Source organism: Streptomyces sp. NPDC035033 (genome assembly GCF_040636735.1).
In the GTDB taxonomy this organism is placed as follows: domain Bacteria; phylum Actinomycetota; class Actinomycetes; order Streptomycetales; family Streptomycetaceae; genus Streptomyces.
Genome location: NZ_JBEZUZ010000021.1, coordinates 1 through 14,619, shown reverse-complemented (window position 1 = coordinate 14,619; position 14,619 = coordinate 1). Strand labels below are relative to the sequence as shown.

Below are 14,619 nucleotides of genomic sequence, written 5' to 3'. Positions count from 1 at the left end.
CGACCCGAAAGGTCCCCGACCCGTCATGCCCGAGCTGGTGTTCTTCTCCGGAACGATGGACTGCGGAAAGAGCACGCTGGCGCTCCAGATCGCGCACAACCGCGACGCGCGCGGACTCCAGGGCGTGATCTTCACCCGGGACGACCGGGCGGGCGCCGGCAAGCTGTCCTCCCGGCTCGGCCTGGTGACCGAGGCCGTCGAGGCGCCGGAGGGCCTGGACCTCTACGCGTACCTCGTGGACCAGCTCTCCCAGGGCGGCAAGGCCGACTACGTGATCGTCGACGAGGCGCAGTTCCTCGCCCCGGCCCAGATCGACCAGCTCGCGAGGATCGTCGACGACCTCGGGCTCGACGTCTACGCCTTCGGCATCACGACCGATTTCCGGACCAAGCTCTTCCCCGGCTCGCAGCGGCTCATCGAGCTCGCCGACCGGATAGAACAGCTCCAGGTGGAGGCGCTGTGCTGGTGCGGCGCCCGCGCCACCCACAACGCCCGCACCGTCGGCGGCCACATGGTCGTCGAGGGCGAGCAGGTCGTCGTCGGCGACGTGAACACCGCCGCCGAGATCGTCGGGTACGAGGTGCTGTGCCGCCGCCACCACCGCCGTCGGATGACCGGCGCGAGCGCCCGCGCGGCGGCCCTGTCGCCGGACGTGCTGCCCGTCACCCCGGCCTGACCCCCTTCCCCTGACCGCCACCCCGGGAGAAGTCCCCCGGACGGCGGTCGCGCCACCGGGTGTTCACCTCCGGGCCGCCGGGAGATCCCCCGGTGATCCACTTCGGGTCGCCCGAACCAGGAGTAATGGGCTCGACCCGCCGTGCGTTCGCCGCGGGTGATCGACGAGCCGCGCGCTCCCTGGAGGACCCGTGCCACCCGCCGCCACGCCCGCGCCCGCCCCCGACCGGGACGGGGCGCGGGGCGGCCCCCGCCCGGACCGGCGCCCCCCGCGGCTCGCCCCCGCGGCCGCCGGACTCCTCACGGCCGCGGTCTTCGTCCTGGCCACCGCGCTGGCCCGCAGCCACCCCCTCGGCCCGTACACCCGCAACGTCGTCGACCTGGGCCAGCAGTACCTGCCGTACCACGCCTACTGGCGCGCCTTCCTCCTCGGCGACACCCACGGCGACGCCTTCCTCAACTGGAACTCCGGCTTCGGCGCGGGCTTCCTCGGCGACATCGGCACCTATCTGAGCAGCCCCTTCTCGCTGCTCGTCGTCCTCTTCCCGGCCGACCGGCCCGAGCTCGCGCTCTACGTCGTCACCACGCTCAAGATCGCCGCGGCCGGGGCGGCGATGGCCGCGCTCCTGGTCCGGCTCCCCCCGGCCGGACGGACCGGACCGTGGCCGCTCGCCGCCCTCCTCGGCACCGCGTACGCGCTCTCCGGCTGGACCTTCAACAGCGGCGCCTCCGTGCCCATGTGGCTGGACGGGCTGATCGCCTTCCCGCTGCTCTGCCTGGTGGCGGAGTGGGCCAGGACCGGGCGGCGGCCGGTGCTCGGCCCGCTCGTCGTCGCCGTCGCCTGGACCGCCAACTTCTACACCGCCTACATGGCCACCCTCGGCGCGGCGCTCTTCCTCGCCGTCCGCCTGTGCACCGCCGACCCGGACGGAACCCCGCGCCGGCGGCTCGCCGCCCTGCTCCGCGCCGCCCGGACCGTCGGCATCGGCGTCGGCCTCGCCGCCCCGCTCGTCCTCGTCGTCTTCCGCGGGACGACGTACGCCGACCCGACCCCCGAGACCGTCTTCGCGCCCGCCTCCTGGGCCGAACTGGCCGGCCGCCTCCTGCCCGCCACCGCCCAGGTGAACACGCCGGCCCTCTTCATCGGCACGCCCGCGCTCCTCCTCGCCCTCACCCTGCCCTTCCACCGGGCCGTCGCCCCGCGCGTCCGGCTCGCCTGGACGGCCCTGATCGCGCTGGTCACGCTCTCCCTCCAGTGGGGTCCCACCCACCTGCTCTGGCACGCCGGGGCCTCGCCCAACGGCAACCCCTACCGCCAGACCTTCGTCCTGTGCGGGCTGCTCCTCGTCGCCGCCTGGCTGTCCGGGGCCGCCGGGCCGCCCCGCCCGGCCGCCGTGCTCGGCGCCGCCGCCCTCCTCGGCGCGCTCGCCCTCGCCGGCCGGACCAGCGCCGACATCGACGACTGGACCTACCCCGCCGCCGGCGCCGCCCTCCTGCTCGCCCTCGCCGCCGCGTTCCTCGCCCTCCGCGCGGCCCGCCCGCCGGCCTCCCGGGCGCTGCCCGTCGCCGCCGCCCTGCTCCTGCTCGCCGCCCAGGCGGGCGAGGCGGCCGTCAGCGGCATGCGCACCGAGCGGCAGCAGCGCGCCGCCGTGGCCTGGGCGCCCCGGATCGGCCCCTGGCAGCGGGCGGTGGCCGCCGAGGTGGCCCGCGCCGACGCCTGGCCCGCCCACCGCACCGACCCCGGCCCGCTGCCCGGCGGCAACGAACCGCTGCTGCTCGGCGGCGAGGGCGCCGACGCCTACTCCAGCCTCACCACCGAGAACACCTCCCGGACCCTCGACTCCCTCGGCTTCGGCCACTACGCCAAGGGCCGGCACCCCGAGACCCTCGACAACCCGGTCACCGACGCGATCTTCTCCATCGGCACCCGGATCCGCTCCGCGCCCACCGAGCCGGTGCGCCAGGACGCCGCGCCCCGCGGCACCGCGACCGCCACCACCACCCCCGTACCGCCGCTCGTCACCGTCCGCCCCGCCCGGGACGCCACCGTGGACCCGGCCGGCTCCGCCTTCCGCAACCAGGAACTCCTCCTCGGCTCCTCCGTGTACGCGCTGCCCGCCGTCCGCCGCGCCGGCACCACCCTGACCGCCCGCTGCCCGGCCGGCACCGAACTCTGGTTCTGGGCGCCCGAGTACGAGGGCACCGCCGCCCTGGCCGGCGCCGCCCCCGTCCCCTACGACGGCCGCCCGCCCGCCACCCGCGCCCCGATGGCGGCCCTCGGAACCGTCCCGGCCGGCGGCGAGGCCCGCGTCGTCCTGGCCCCCGAGGGGGAGGTCCGGCTGCCCGACCGGCCCGTCGGCTGCCTCGACCGCGGCCGGCTCGCCACCGCCGTCGCCCGGCTCACCGCCACCGGCGCCACCCGCGTCACCGCCACCGGCCACGGCATCGCCGCCGAACTGCCGCCCGGCAGCACCGGCGTCGCCGTCGTCGCCGTCCCGCGCGCCACCGGCTGGCGGTGCGCGGCGGGCGACGCCGAACCCGTCTCCGCCCGCTCCCACCGGGGCCTGCTCGCCGTCCCCCTCGACGGCCGCGCGACCCGCGTGAGCTGTACCTTCCGGCCCCCCGGCGTCCGGCTCGGGGCCGCCGTCGGCGGCGCCGCGCTGCTCGCCCTGCTCGCCACCGCCCTCCTCGCCCGGCGGCGGGCGAGGAGCCGGGACGCCGGTTCGCACGAGGGACGGCAAGAGTTCACCGACCGTCCACACGAGGCTCGTTCGGGCGGCCGGGACCCCGATTACGCTGCCCGCCGTACCGGCGCCTGACAGCCGGAAGACACCCCGATTCCATCCGTGTCCGCCTCCCGATCCAGTGTGGGGATTCTCCGCGTGCCCAAACTCTCCGTCGTCGTCCCCTTCCACAACGTCGGGCCGTACGCCCCCGACACCGTGCGCAGCCTCGCCCGCAACGCGGACCCGGACTTCGAGTTCCTGCTCATCGACGACTGCTCCACCGACGAGACCCCGGACGTCCTCGACCGCTGGAAGGACCGCCTCCCGAACGCCCGGGTCATCCGCCACGAGACCAACCTCGGCGTCGCCCAGGCCCGCAACACCGGCATCGACGCCGCCACCGGCGACTACCTCACCTTCCTCGACGGCGACGACTGGTACGCCCCCGGCCACCTCCGGGCCGCCGTCGACGGCATCGAACGGCTCGGCGTCGACTTCGCCCGCACCGACCACGTCCTCGCCGAGGGCCGCAAGCGGCACGTCAAGTACGCCCCCGCCAAGGTCCGCGACGCCGTCATGGACCCCCGGGACGGCATCGCCCCGGCCAGCATGGTGACGATGGTCGACTACCCCTTCGTCCCCTTCGGCGTCTACAGCGGCCGGCTCTTCGAGAACGGCGGGTCCCGCTTCGAGACCAGGCTCCGCACCGCCGAGGACCGGCTCTGGGTCTGGCGCCTCCACCTCAAGGCCGCCACCTTCGCCGCCCTCTCCCTGCACGGCGTCTTCTACCGGCGCGGCGTCACCACCTCGCTGACCCAGATCAGCGACAACCGCCAGCTGGACTTCATCCCCTCCTACGACCTCCTCCTGGAGGAGGTCTCCCGGGACCGCGACGCCGACCGCTTCCTGCCCAAGGCCGTCCGCACCTACTGCGCCATGATCGCCTTCCACGTGAACAAGGCCGGGAAGTACGAGCCCGAGGTCGCCGAACGGCTCCGCCTCGACGTCGCCGACGCCCTGCACCGCATGCCGCAGGACGTCCTCGAGGACACCCTCGCCACCATGGACACCCCGCGCGCCACCCTCCTGCGGAGCCTGCGCGAGACCGGAAGGACCCACTGACCATGACCACCGACCCGACCACCGGTGAGCTCCCGGTCCAGATCTTCCAGGTGTCCACCCTGTACGGGGCCGCGACCGTCGCCGCCGCGATCGACGCCGGGTTGTACGGAGCCCCCGGCGAGGCCCGCCGCCTGCTGCTGCTCTCGCACAACGCCGAGATCCCGGAGACCGCGCTCCGCCTGGAGACCATGACCGGCTACGCCCGGATCGCGGCCCGCTTCGACGGCGTCCTCGACTGGAACGAGACGATCCACCCGTACCACCCGGCCGCCTGGGCCCCCCGGCCCGAGGAGGCCCCGCTCTGGCAGCGGGTGCTGCGCACCGCCTGGGACCTCGGCACCGCCCGCGTCGAGCTGATCGTGGAGTCCATCCAGGTCAACCCGGCGAAGGCGCTCGGCGCCTGCTTCCCGGAGAGCTCCGTCGAGGTGTACGCCGACGGGCTGATGAGCTACGGCCCGACCCGCACGGACGTCGCCCAGTCCCTCGCCTGCCGCATCCGCCGGCTCCTCCACCTCGACCTGGTGCCGGGCCTGACCCCGATGCTCCTCACCGAGTACGGCACCCCCTCCGAGCTGGTCCCCGACGCCGCCTTCCGCGCCGTCCTCGCCGAGATCGCCGCCGACGCCGGTGACGACCCGGCGGTCGCCGCCGCGGTGGCCGCGGAGCCCACCGCGCTCCTCCTCGGCCAGTACCTCGCCGCGCTCGGCCTCCTCACCGTCGAGGAGGAGGAGGAACTGCACGTGCGGATGGTCCGCGGCGCCGCCGCCCTCGGCCACACCTCGATCGTCTTCAAGCCGCACCCCACCGCGCCCCCCGCCTACTCGACCGCGCTGCGCGAGGCGGCGGAGGAGGCCGGGGTCCGGCTCACCGTCCTCGACGTGCCGCTGCTCGCCGAGACCTTCTACGAGCGCTGCGGGCTGCGGCTGGTCGTCGGCTGCTTCTCCACCGCGATGCTCACCGCCGCCGTCCACTACGGGGTGCCCGTCGCCCGGGTCGGCACCGCCGACCTCCTGGAGCGGCTGACCCCCTTCGAGAACAGCAACCGGATCCCGCTCACCGTGGTCGACCACCTCGTCCCCGACCTGGAGGGCGGCGAGGCGCCCGCCGTGCCGGGACCGGCCCCCGCCTCGCTCGCCCCGCTCGTCCGGGCGGTGGGCTACTGCATGCGGCACAAGGCCCATCCCGGCCTGCGGGCCGAGACCGAGCTGTACCTGGCGGCCCACCACGCCGACCCGGCGGTCGCCCACCACTTCGGCACCGACCGCCTCACCCAGCTGGGCCTGCCGGGCGGCGACCCCGCCCCGGCCGCGACCTCGCGGCTGCGCCGGGGCCTCGCCCGCGCCCGCCGCTGAGACCGGGACCGGGGCCGAAGGCCGTGCCGGGGCGGCGCGTCAACGGTCGCGCGACCTCACGAGGGTGAACACCGCGCCCTCCGGGTCCGCGACCAGGACGAGCCGCCCCGCCGTGCCGTCCCGGGGCGGCCGCAGCACCGTGCCGCCCAGCTCCGTCACCAGCCGGGCCGCCGCGTCCGCGTCGTCGACCTCGAAGTACGTCATCCAGTGCGGGCCCCGGTCCCGGGGCAGCGCGTCGCCGACCCCGTGCAGCGAGGCGACCGGGCGTCCGTCCACGTGGAGGGTGGCGTAGTCGAAGTCGGCCGAGACCACCGGCTCGACCTCGAAGCCGAAGACCGACCGGTAGAACTTGCCGACCGTGGCCGTCTCGTACGTGAGCAGCTCGTTCCACACCGGGGTCCCGGCCGGTCCGGCGACCGCGGTGCCGTGGTGGGCCTCCGCCTGCCAGACGCCGAAGACGGCGCCGGCGGGGTCGGCGCAGATGGCGAGCCGGCCCGCCTCGGCGGCGTCCAGCGGCCCCACGGCCACCGTCCCGCCGCAGAAGCGGACGGACTCCGCGGTCTCGTCGGCGTCGGGCGTGGCCAGATAGGTGGTCCAGGCGATGTGCAGGTGCCGGTCCGGGGGCATCTGCCCGATGCCCGCCACCTCCCGGCCGCCCAGCAGGGCGCGCACGTACGGGCCGAGCTGCTGCGGTCCGGGGACGAACTCCCAGCCGAAGAGCGCCCGGTAGAAGTCCAGGGTCGCGTCGATCCCGTGCACCATCAGACTCACCCAGCAGGGTGTCCCCGGGCTGCGTCGGGCCGCCTCGGTCATCGCCACTCTCTCCTCGGCCTGGTCGTGGCCGTGCCGCGCCCCCGGCGGCTTCCCGCCGGGCCGCGCACGGCGCGCCCCGGACGCGCCCTGCCTGGCGCGATCCTTCGGGAGGACGCCGGGTCCGTCCCCCGCGCGGGCACGGCTGCGCGAGGATGGCCCCATGAAGCCCATCATCTCCGCAAGCGAACTCGCCAGCGAGTCGGCGGGGGACCGGCCGCCGGTCCTCCTGGACGTGCGCTGGACCCTCGGCGGGCCGCCCGGGCGGCCCGCGTACGAGGCCGGGCACCTGCCCGGAGCCGTCTACGTGGACCTCGACACCGAACTGGCCGGACCGCCCGGAGAGGGCGGCCGGCACCCGCTGCCCGACCCCGAGGTCTTCGGCGCGGCGATGCGCCGGGCGGGGGTCCGCGCCGACCGCCCCGTGGTGGTCTACGACGGCGGGCTCGGCTGGGGCGCCGCCCGGGCCTGGTGGCTGCTGCGCTGGACGGGCCACCCGGACGTGCGGGTGCTCGACGGCGGTCTCGCGGCCTGGCCGGGGGAGCTGTCCACGGAGGTGCCGGAGCCGCCGGCCGGCGACTTCACGCCGAAGCCGGGCGGGCTGCGGCTGCTCGACGCCGACGGGGCGGCGGCGCTGGCCCGCTCGGGGCTGCTGCTCGACGCGCGGGCCGCCGAGCGCTACCGGGGCGACGTGGAGCCCATCGACCGGGTCGGCGGCCACATCCCGGGCGCCCGCTCGGCCCCGACGACCCGGAACGTGACGGACGACGGCCTCTTCCTCGCCGCCGACGCGCTGCGGGACCGCTTCGCCGCGCTGGGCGCGACGGAGGCGGCCGAGGTCGGCGTCTACTGCGGCTCGGGCGTCTCCGGCGCCCACGAGGTGCTGGCCCTGGAGCTCGCCGGCATCCCGGCGGCCCTCTACGCGGGCTCCTGGTCGGAGTGGTCCGCGGACCCGTCCCGCCCGGTGGCCACGGGGCCGGACCCGCGGTAGGCGCGGGAGGGGGCCGCACCGGCGCGGCCCCCGCACCGGCGCGCCGGCGCTACTCCTGCTTCTTCCGGCGCGTCCCGAAGACGATCTCGTCCCAGCTGGGGACGGCCGCGCGGCGGCCGGGGCGGACGCCGTCGGCCTCCGCCTGCCGGTCGGTGGCGCCGTGCAGCCGGTCGCGGTGGCCGGAGACGGAGCGGGGCATGAGGACGTCGGCGTAGGCCGCGCCCGCCCCGGCGGAGGCGGCGGGGGCCGGCGGCTCCTCCGCCTCGACCTCGTCGGACGGTTCGGTGTCGGGCTGCTCGGGGACCACCAGGTCGCCGCGGAAGCTCGGCACCGCCTCCAGGAGGCTGGTGAGCGAGTCCCGCTCCTCCTCGGGCTCGGCCGGGGGAGCCGGCGCGATCCGGTCGAGCTGCCGGTCCAGGGCGCGGTCCAGCGGCCGGTCCCGGGGCAGCCGGGCGATCCTCGGCACGAAGGGGAAGCTGGGCTCCGGCGCGGCGGCGAGGGTGTCGTCGGTCTCGCCGATCAGCGCCCGCGCCTCGTCGTCCACGGCCTGGACGAGCCGGCGCGGCGGGTCGTAGGTCCAGCTGGCGGTGTGCACCTCGCCGGCGACGCGGTAGACGAGCAGCACCTCCCAGGTGCCGTCGTCGCGCCGCCAGGAGTCCCACTGCACGGTGTCCTTCTCGGCGCCGCGCAGCAGCAGCCGCTCCTGCACCGCCTCGCCGAGCTGCGGTCCGCTGTTCTCGCCGGGGCGGCGCACCGGGGTCTTGCGGGCGCGCTCGGCCATGAAGGCGCGCTCGGCGAGCACCGGGCCCTCGAAGCGGCGGACGCGGTCGACGGGGATGCCGGCGAGCTGGGCGACCTCCTCCGCGGAGGCACCGGCTCGTATCCGCGCCTGGATGTCACGGGGGCGGAGGTGGCTCTCGACCTCGATCTCGATCTGACCGAGGCGCGCGCGGTCGTTGCGCACGGCGGCCCGCAGCCGCTCGTCGATCGGAAGCGTGTACTCCGTGCTGTCGGCAGCCTTGAGCACCAGTCGTGTGCCGTCGTTGGAGACGGCCACGACACGCAGTTCGGGCATGGGGACCTCCCGGGTGGTGCCTGCCGACGTCACGTGCGTCGCTGCTTCCGCTAGTCGAGTGTGGCCTGCCCGGGTGCAGCCTGCCACTACCTTGCCGAGTTGCCCGGCGTGTCGGGCATGGACCCTGGCCCGCCGTTATGGCACGGTTACCTGTTCACTACCCGGAGTGACTGGTCGTCACACTGTGTAGCTGTTCCGTTCCCAGGGCGCCCAGGGGGCGTCCGGACCCAGGGTTCGTCAATGTACTCCATTCGGGCCACTCGGGTGGACCGGCACGCCGCCCAACTTGTCGGGGCGTGCGGGAGTTGGGCCCCCGTCGCTATTCCTCCCGCGTGGCACTCTTCACAGAACCCCCTGAAACGGAACTATTCACTTCGCTCATTTGTCCCTTCTGGGTGCACGGTGGAACAGATGAGCAGGCAGAGGGTGGAGATGCGTCACAGGCAGCCGACCGACACCGGCGAACCGGAGATACGGACCCCGGGTCCCGGGAGCGGCGCTCCGGAACCGGGGAGCGAGGAGAAGCGGAAGATCGACCTGAGCGTGCCTCAGGTCGCGGGCAGCGCCCTCGCCGCCGTCATCGCCGCCAAACTCGCCTCCACCCTGGGCGTCTACGGGACGATCCTCGGCGCCGGTGTGATCAGCGTCATCGCCACCTGCGGCGGCCCGCTCTTCCAGCAGCTCCTCAAGCGCACCGGCGAGCAGGTGCGGGACGCGACCGCCGCCGCCCGGCCGAGGGCGCGTCAGGTCCCGGCCCCGGCCCCGGCGGACGACCGCCGCACGCTGATGCTCGGCACCGTCCCGGAGGCCGCGGCGCCGTTCCCGTACGACGGGGAGTTCGGCGCGGCCACCACCCACGGCACCCGGCTGCGCGGCTGGAGGCGCCCGGTGCTGGCCGCCGCCCTCGTCTTCGGCGTCACCATGGGCGGCATCACCGCCTACGAGCTGGTCTCCGGCGAGGACTTCAGCGGCACCAAGGGCACCACCACCTTCGGCTCCGTGGTCCGCGGCGGCGGGCAGCAGGACGCCCCCGAGCGGCAGGAGCGGACCCCGGAGCCGCAGGCCCCCGCCCCGGCCGGCTCCGCCGACCCGGGCGAAGGCCAGGAGCCCGGGCGGGACGCCGGCACCGGCACGCCGTCCCCCGGAACCACCCCGGAGACCGGGGACGCGACGCCGGACGGCGGCGCCACCACCGCGCCGGCCCCGGACCCGACCGGCTCCCCCGGCGCCGGCACGGACCCGGCGACCCAGGAGCCCGCCGAACCGACGGCGGACCCCACGGAGGCCGGGACGCCCTCCGCGCCCACCGAGGCCCCGACCACCGCCCCGGTCCCCCCGGAGGCCCCCGCGGCCCCCGCGGCCCCGTCCGGCGACACGGCCGGATGAGCCGCCGTCAGTCGCCCAGCACCCGGCGCAGGTAGTCGTTGGCGAAGCGGCGGTCCGGGTCGAGCCGGTCGCGCAGGGCCGTGAACTCGGCGAACCGCGGGTAGGCCGCCGCCAGCTGGGAGGCGTCCCGGGTGTGCACCTTGCCCCAGTGCGGCCGGCCGCCGTGGGCGGTCATGATGCGCTCCACCGCGGTGAAGTACCCGCGGTGGGGCGTCCCCTTGTAGAGGTGCACGGCGATGTAGACCGTCTCCCGGCCGGAGGCCGTGGAGAGCGTGATGTCGTCGGCGGGCGCGGTCCGCACCTCCACCGGGAAGCTCACCTTCAGCGGCGAGCCCTCCACCATCGCCTTCAGCTCGCGCAGCGCCGTCGTCGCGGCCTCCCGCGGCAGCGCGTACTCCATCTCCAGGAAGCGGACCCGGCGCGGCGAGGTGAAGACCTTGTACGGGATGTCGGTGTACGTACGGGCGGACAGCGCGCGGCTGGAGATCCGGGCGATCGCCGGGACGGCCGGCGGCACCGCGCGGCCGAGCGAGCAGGCCGCCCGGAAGACCCCGTTGGACAGGAACTCGTCCTCGAACCAGCCGCCGAGGCGCGACAGCGGGGCGGCGGGACCCGCGCTGCGGTTGTTGCGCTTGGTGTTGCAGTTGTCCGTGTGGGGGAACCAGTAGAACTCGAAGTGCTCGTTCTCGGCGTGCAGCTCGTCGAAGTCGGCGATCACCCGGTCGAAGCGCATCGGCTCCTCGCGCGCGGTGAGCAGGAAGACCGGCTCGACGGCGAAGGTGATCGCGGTGACCACGCCGAGCGCCCCCAGGCCGATCCGCGCGGCCGCGAAGACCTCCGGCCGCTCCTTCTCCGAGCACGTCATCAGCCGCCCGTCGGCCGTCACCAGCTCCAGGGCGCGGATCTGGGCCGCGAGGGAGGCGGAGTCGCGGCCGGTGCCGTGGGTGCCGGTCGAGACGGCCCCGGCGGCGGTCTGCTCCATGATGTCGCCCATGTTCGTGAGCGACAGGCCCTCCCGGGCCAGCGCCACGTTGAGCCGCTTCAGCGGGGTGCCCGACTCCACCGTCACCGTCATCGCCCCGCGGTCGATCCGCCGGATCCCGGTGAGCAGGTCCGGGCGGACCAGCACGCCGTCGGTGGCCGCGATCGAGGTGAAGGAGTGGCCGGTGCCGACCGTCTTCACCCGCAGCCCGTCCTCGGCGGCCCGGCGGATCTCGGCGGCCAGCTCCTCGGCCGAGGCGGGGCTCACCTCCCGCGCCGGGCGGGAGGTCACGTTCCCCGCCCAGTTACGCCACGGTCCGCCCGCCCTCCCGGCGTTCGCCGGCCGCGCCGGTCCCGCTGTCCTCGTGCCCATCTCGCCCCTCCCGGTTCGGCACCGGCCTGCGCAGCCGGCGGTGGCCGAGGAGGCCCACCACGACCGCGAGCGCGCCCGAGACGACGGGCACCACGTACGCCGACTCCGCCCCCGAGGCGTCGACCACCCAGCCGGCGGCCGAGGAGCCCAGCGCCACGCCGACCGCGAGGCCGGTGCCCGTCCAGGTCATGCCCTCGGTCAGCTGGGTGTGCGGTACGTGCTTCTCGACGAGGGCCATCGTGGTCACCATCGTCGGCGCGATGGAGAGGCCCGCGACAAAGAGCGCCACGGCCAGCAACGGCAGGTTCCCGGCCAGTAGGAGGGGGATCATACTCACGGCCATCGCGCAGATGCCCAGGAGCCACCGGCGGGACGGCTCGCCCTTGAGGTGGAGCAGTCCGAAGACCGCGCCGGCCAGGCAGGAGCCCAGCGCGTAGACGGCGAGGACCAGGCTGGCGGCGGCCTTCTGGCCGCGCTCCTCGGCGAAGGCGACGGTCACCACGTCCACCGAGCCGAAGATCGCGCCGGTGGCCACGAAGGCCAGCGCGAGGACCTGGAGGCCGGGGGAGCGGAGCGCCGAACCGCCCTTGACGGCCGGCTGCGGGTGCGGCTCCGGCTCGGTGTCCCGCTGGGCGGTCAGCCAGAAGACGCCGATCGCCAGGAAGACGCCGGCGAGCAGCGGGCCGGCCTCCGGGAACCAGGTGGTCGACAGGCCGATGGAGATGATCGGGCCGAAGATGAAGCACACCTCGTCGACGATCGACTCCCACGAGTACGCGGTGTGCAGCGAGCGCGCGTCGCCCCGGTAGATGCCCGCCCAGCGGGCCCTGGTCATGGCCCCGACGCTCGGCACCACGCCGATCACGGCCGTGAAGGCGAAGAGCGTCCAGTCCGGCGCCCCCTGCTGCACGCAGAGCAGCAGGCCGGCGGCGGCGACCAGCGAGACCAGGGTGACCGGGCGGAGCACCCGGCGCTGCCCGTACCGGTCGACGAGGCGGGAGACCTGGGGGCCGAGCACGGCGGCGGACATCGCCAGGGTCGCCGAGAGGGCGCCGGCCAGCCCGTACCTCCCGGTGACCTGGGAGATCATCGTCACGATGCCGATGCCCATCATGGACAGCGGCATCCGGCCGAGGAAACCGGCCACGGAGAACGAGGTGGTACCGGGCGCGGAGAAGATCGCGCGGTAGGGACTGGGCAAGGGGTTCTCCGGCTCTGCGGCGCGGCGTGCCGCCCCGCGCGGGGCGGTCGGCACGGGTCAGGACGCGACGCGGTCAACACGTGTAATTAACAGCTAAAGCCTAAGGGTTCGAAGCCCTGGGGTCACCCCCGTTTTCCGGACGGGCCGCGCCCCGCTCCCCGGGCGGCGGGTGGGAGGATCGGTCCCATGTCCGATCAGCACGATCCCGCCCCGTACGACGCCCTGCTGCTGCTCTCCTTCGGCGGCCCCGAGGGCCCGGACGACGTCGTCCCGTTCCTGGAGAACGTGACGCGCGGCCGCGGCATCCCCAAGGAACGGCTCAAGGAAGTGGGCCGGCACTACTTCCTCTTCGGCGGCGTCAGCCCGATCAACGGCCAGAACCGCGCGCTGCTCGACGCCCTGCGCACCGACTTCGCCGAGGCGGGCCTCGACCTGCCGGTCTACTGGGGCAACCGGAACTGGGCCCCGTACCTCACCGACACCCTCCGCGAGATGGTCCACGACGGCCGCCGCCACATCGCCGTCCTCACCACCAGCGCCTACGCCTCCTACTCCGGCTGCCGGCAGTACCGCGAGAACCTGGCGGACGCGCTCGCCGCCCTGGAGTCCGAGGGCCTGCCGCTGCCCCGGGTCGACAAGCTGCGCCACTACTTCAACCACCCCGGCTTCGTGGAGCCCGTGGTGGAGGGCGTCCTCGCCGCCCTCGCCGAGCTCGACGACTCCGTCCGGGCCGGCGCCCACCTCGCCTTCACCACCCACTCCATCCCGGACTCCGCCGCCGACTCCTCGGGGCCCGTCGGCGACCACGGCCCCGGCGGCGCCTACGTCCGCCAGCACCTCGACGTGGCCCGGACCGTCGCCGACGCCGTCCGCGAGAAGACCGGCGTCGACCACCCCTGGAAGCTCGTCTACCAGTCCCGCAGCGGCGCCCCGCACGTCCCGTGGCTGGAGCCGGACATCTGCGACCACCTGGAGGAGCTGCACGCCGCCGGCGCGCCCGCCGCCGTCATGGTGCCCATCGGCTTCGTCTCCGACCACATGGAGGTCCTCTACGACCTCGACACCGAGGCCACCGCCAAGGCCGCCGAGCTGGGCCTCCCGGTCCGCCGCTCCGCCACCGTCGGCGCCGACCCGCGCTTCGCCGCCGCCGTCCGCGACCTGGTCCTGGAGCGGGCCGCCGCCGAGCGCGGCACGCGCGTGGAGCGGTGCGCGCTGGGCGCCCTCGGCCCCTCCCACGACCTCTGCCCGATCGGCTGCTGCCCGGCCCGCGCCGAGCGCCCCGCGGCCGCCGGCGCCGACAGCCCGTACGCCTGAGGAGCCCCGCCATGACCGCTGATCCCGACCCCCTGCTCGCCGAGCTGCTCGACCTGGCCCTGGAGGCCGCCCGACGGGCCGGCGCCCTGCTGCGCGACGGCCGGCCCGACGACCTGGCCGTCGCCGCCACCAAGAGCAGCGCCATCGACGTCGTCACCGAGATGGACATCGCCGCCGAGAAGCTGATCACCGGCTTCCTGGCCGAGCACCGCCCCCACGACGGGCTCCTCGGCGAGGAGGGCGCGTCCGCCCCCGGCACCAGCGGCGTCCGCTGGGTCATCGACCCCCTCGACGGCACCGTGAACTACCTCTACGGCCTCCCGTCCTGGGCGGTCTCCATCGCCGCCGAGCGCGACGGCGAGACCGTCGTCGGCGTGGTCGAGGCCCCGATGCGCGGCGAGACCTACCGGGCCGTCCTCGGCGGCGGCGCCCACCTGGGCGACCGGCGCCTCGCCGTCCGCACCGCGCCCCCCTTCGACCAGGCCCTCCTCGCCACCGGCTTCGGCTACGTGCAGGCCAGGCCATGTTGAGCGCGTTCATGGTGATCCTGCCCTGGCCGATGTACGAGGCCGCCGTCTCGGACCCGGCGGACTCGGGCACGGACCCGTCCTCG

General features: G+C 75.4%; 11 protein-coding genes and 1 pseudogene. 8 read left to right on the top strand and 4 right to left on the bottom strand.

Annotated elements, in window-relative coordinates; translation table 11 throughout:
• The first annotated feature begins 25 nt into the window (after positions 1–25).
• The 4 genes from AB0E83_RS11630 to AB0E83_RS11615 all read left to right on the top strand — a co-directional run bounded on the left by AB0E83_RS11630 (position 26) and on the right by AB0E83_RS11615 (position 5,875).
• Complete coding sequence (locus AB0E83_RS11630; RefSeq protein ID WP_362109128.1) at positions 26–676, top strand: thymidine kinase; 651 nt, start codon at positions 26–28, stop codon at positions 674–676.
• A gap of 190 nt (positions 677–866) precedes the next feature.
• Complete coding sequence (locus AB0E83_RS11625) at positions 867–3,494, top strand: YfhO family protein (protein WP_362109126.1); 2,628 nt, start codon at positions 867–869, stop codon at positions 3,492–3,494.
• Positions 3,495–3,557: 63 nt separating this feature from the next.
• Complete coding sequence (locus AB0E83_RS11620; RefSeq protein ID WP_362109124.1) at positions 3,558–4,523, top strand: glycosyltransferase family 2 protein; 966 nt, start codon at positions 3,558–3,560, stop codon at positions 4,521–4,523.
• A gap of 2 nt (positions 4,524–4,525) precedes the next feature.
• Positions 4,526–5,875 (top strand): polysialyltransferase family glycosyltransferase, encoded by a 1,350-nt coding sequence (locus AB0E83_RS11615; RefSeq protein ID WP_362109122.1) that lies wholly within the window; start codon positions 4,526–4,528, stop codon positions 5,873–5,875.
• A 39-nt stretch (positions 5,876–5,914) separates the two neighbouring features.
• On the opposite strand, the gene AB0E83_RS11610 is transcribed toward AB0E83_RS11615, so the two are convergent.
• Positions 5,915–6,688: a VOC family protein gene (locus AB0E83_RS11610; RefSeq protein ID WP_362109120.1), complete on the bottom strand. Its 774-nt coding sequence runs from the start codon at positions 6,686–6,688 to the stop codon at positions 5,915–5,917.
• A gap of 160 nt (positions 6,689–6,848) precedes the next feature.
• Here AB0E83_RS11610 and AB0E83_RS11605 point away from each other — a divergent pair, with 160 nt between their 5' ends.
• The gene (locus AB0E83_RS11605) at positions 6,849–7,676 is read left to right on the top strand and encodes a sulfurtransferase (RefSeq protein ID WP_362109118.1); all 828 of its coding nucleotides are present in this window, start codon (positions 6,849–6,851) and stop codon (positions 7,674–7,676) included.
• A 49-nt stretch (positions 7,677–7,725) separates the two neighbouring features.
• Here the strand turns inward: AB0E83_RS11605 and sepH are convergent, their stop codons facing one another.
• Entirely contained in the window at positions 7,726–8,784 is a 1,059-nt protein-coding gene (sepH, locus tag AB0E83_RS11600; protein ID WP_362109116.1) for a septation protein SepH, read from the bottom strand.
• Between the two features lie 378 nt (positions 8,785–9,162).
• On the opposite strand from sepH, the gene AB0E83_RS11595 reads away from it, so the two are divergent.
• Complete coding sequence (locus AB0E83_RS11595; RefSeq protein ID WP_362109114.1) at positions 9,163–10,137, top strand: hypothetical protein; 975 nt, start codon at positions 9,163–9,165, stop codon at positions 10,135–10,137.
• A gap of 7 nt (positions 10,138–10,144) precedes the next feature.
• Here AB0E83_RS11595 and AB0E83_RS11590 read toward each other — a convergent pair whose 3' ends face one another.
• Together AB0E83_RS11590 and AB0E83_RS11585 are read right to left on the bottom strand one after the other, a co-directional pair.
• Positions 10,145–11,491 carry a D-arabinono-1,4-lactone oxidase gene (locus AB0E83_RS11590; protein WP_362109112.1) on the bottom strand — a complete coding sequence of 449 codons (1,347 nt, stop codon included), beginning with the start codon at positions 11,489–11,491 and terminating at the stop codon, positions 10,145–10,147.
• On the bottom strand, positions 11,424–12,692 hold the full coding sequence (locus AB0E83_RS11585) for an MFS transporter (protein ID WP_362109110.1): 1,269 nt from the start codon (positions 12,690–12,692) through the stop codon (positions 11,424–11,426). Before AB0E83_RS11585 ends, AB0E83_RS11590 begins: the two co-directional genes overlap by 68 nt.
• 186 nt (positions 12,693–12,878) lie before the next feature.
• Here AB0E83_RS11585 and AB0E83_RS11580 point away from each other — a divergent pair, with 186 nt between their 5' ends.
• Together AB0E83_RS11580 and AB0E83_RS11575 are read left to right on the top strand one after the other, a co-directional pair.
• On the top strand, positions 12,879–14,006 hold the full coding sequence (locus AB0E83_RS11580) for a ferrochelatase (protein ID WP_362109108.1): 1,128 nt from the start codon (positions 12,879–12,881) through the stop codon (positions 14,004–14,006).
• Positions 14,007–14,017: 11 nt separating this feature from the next.
• Positions 14,018–14,518: pseudogene (locus AB0E83_RS11575) on the top strand (inositol monophosphatase family protein); the annotation flags it as partial.
• Positions 14,519–14,619 lie beyond the last annotated feature (101 nt).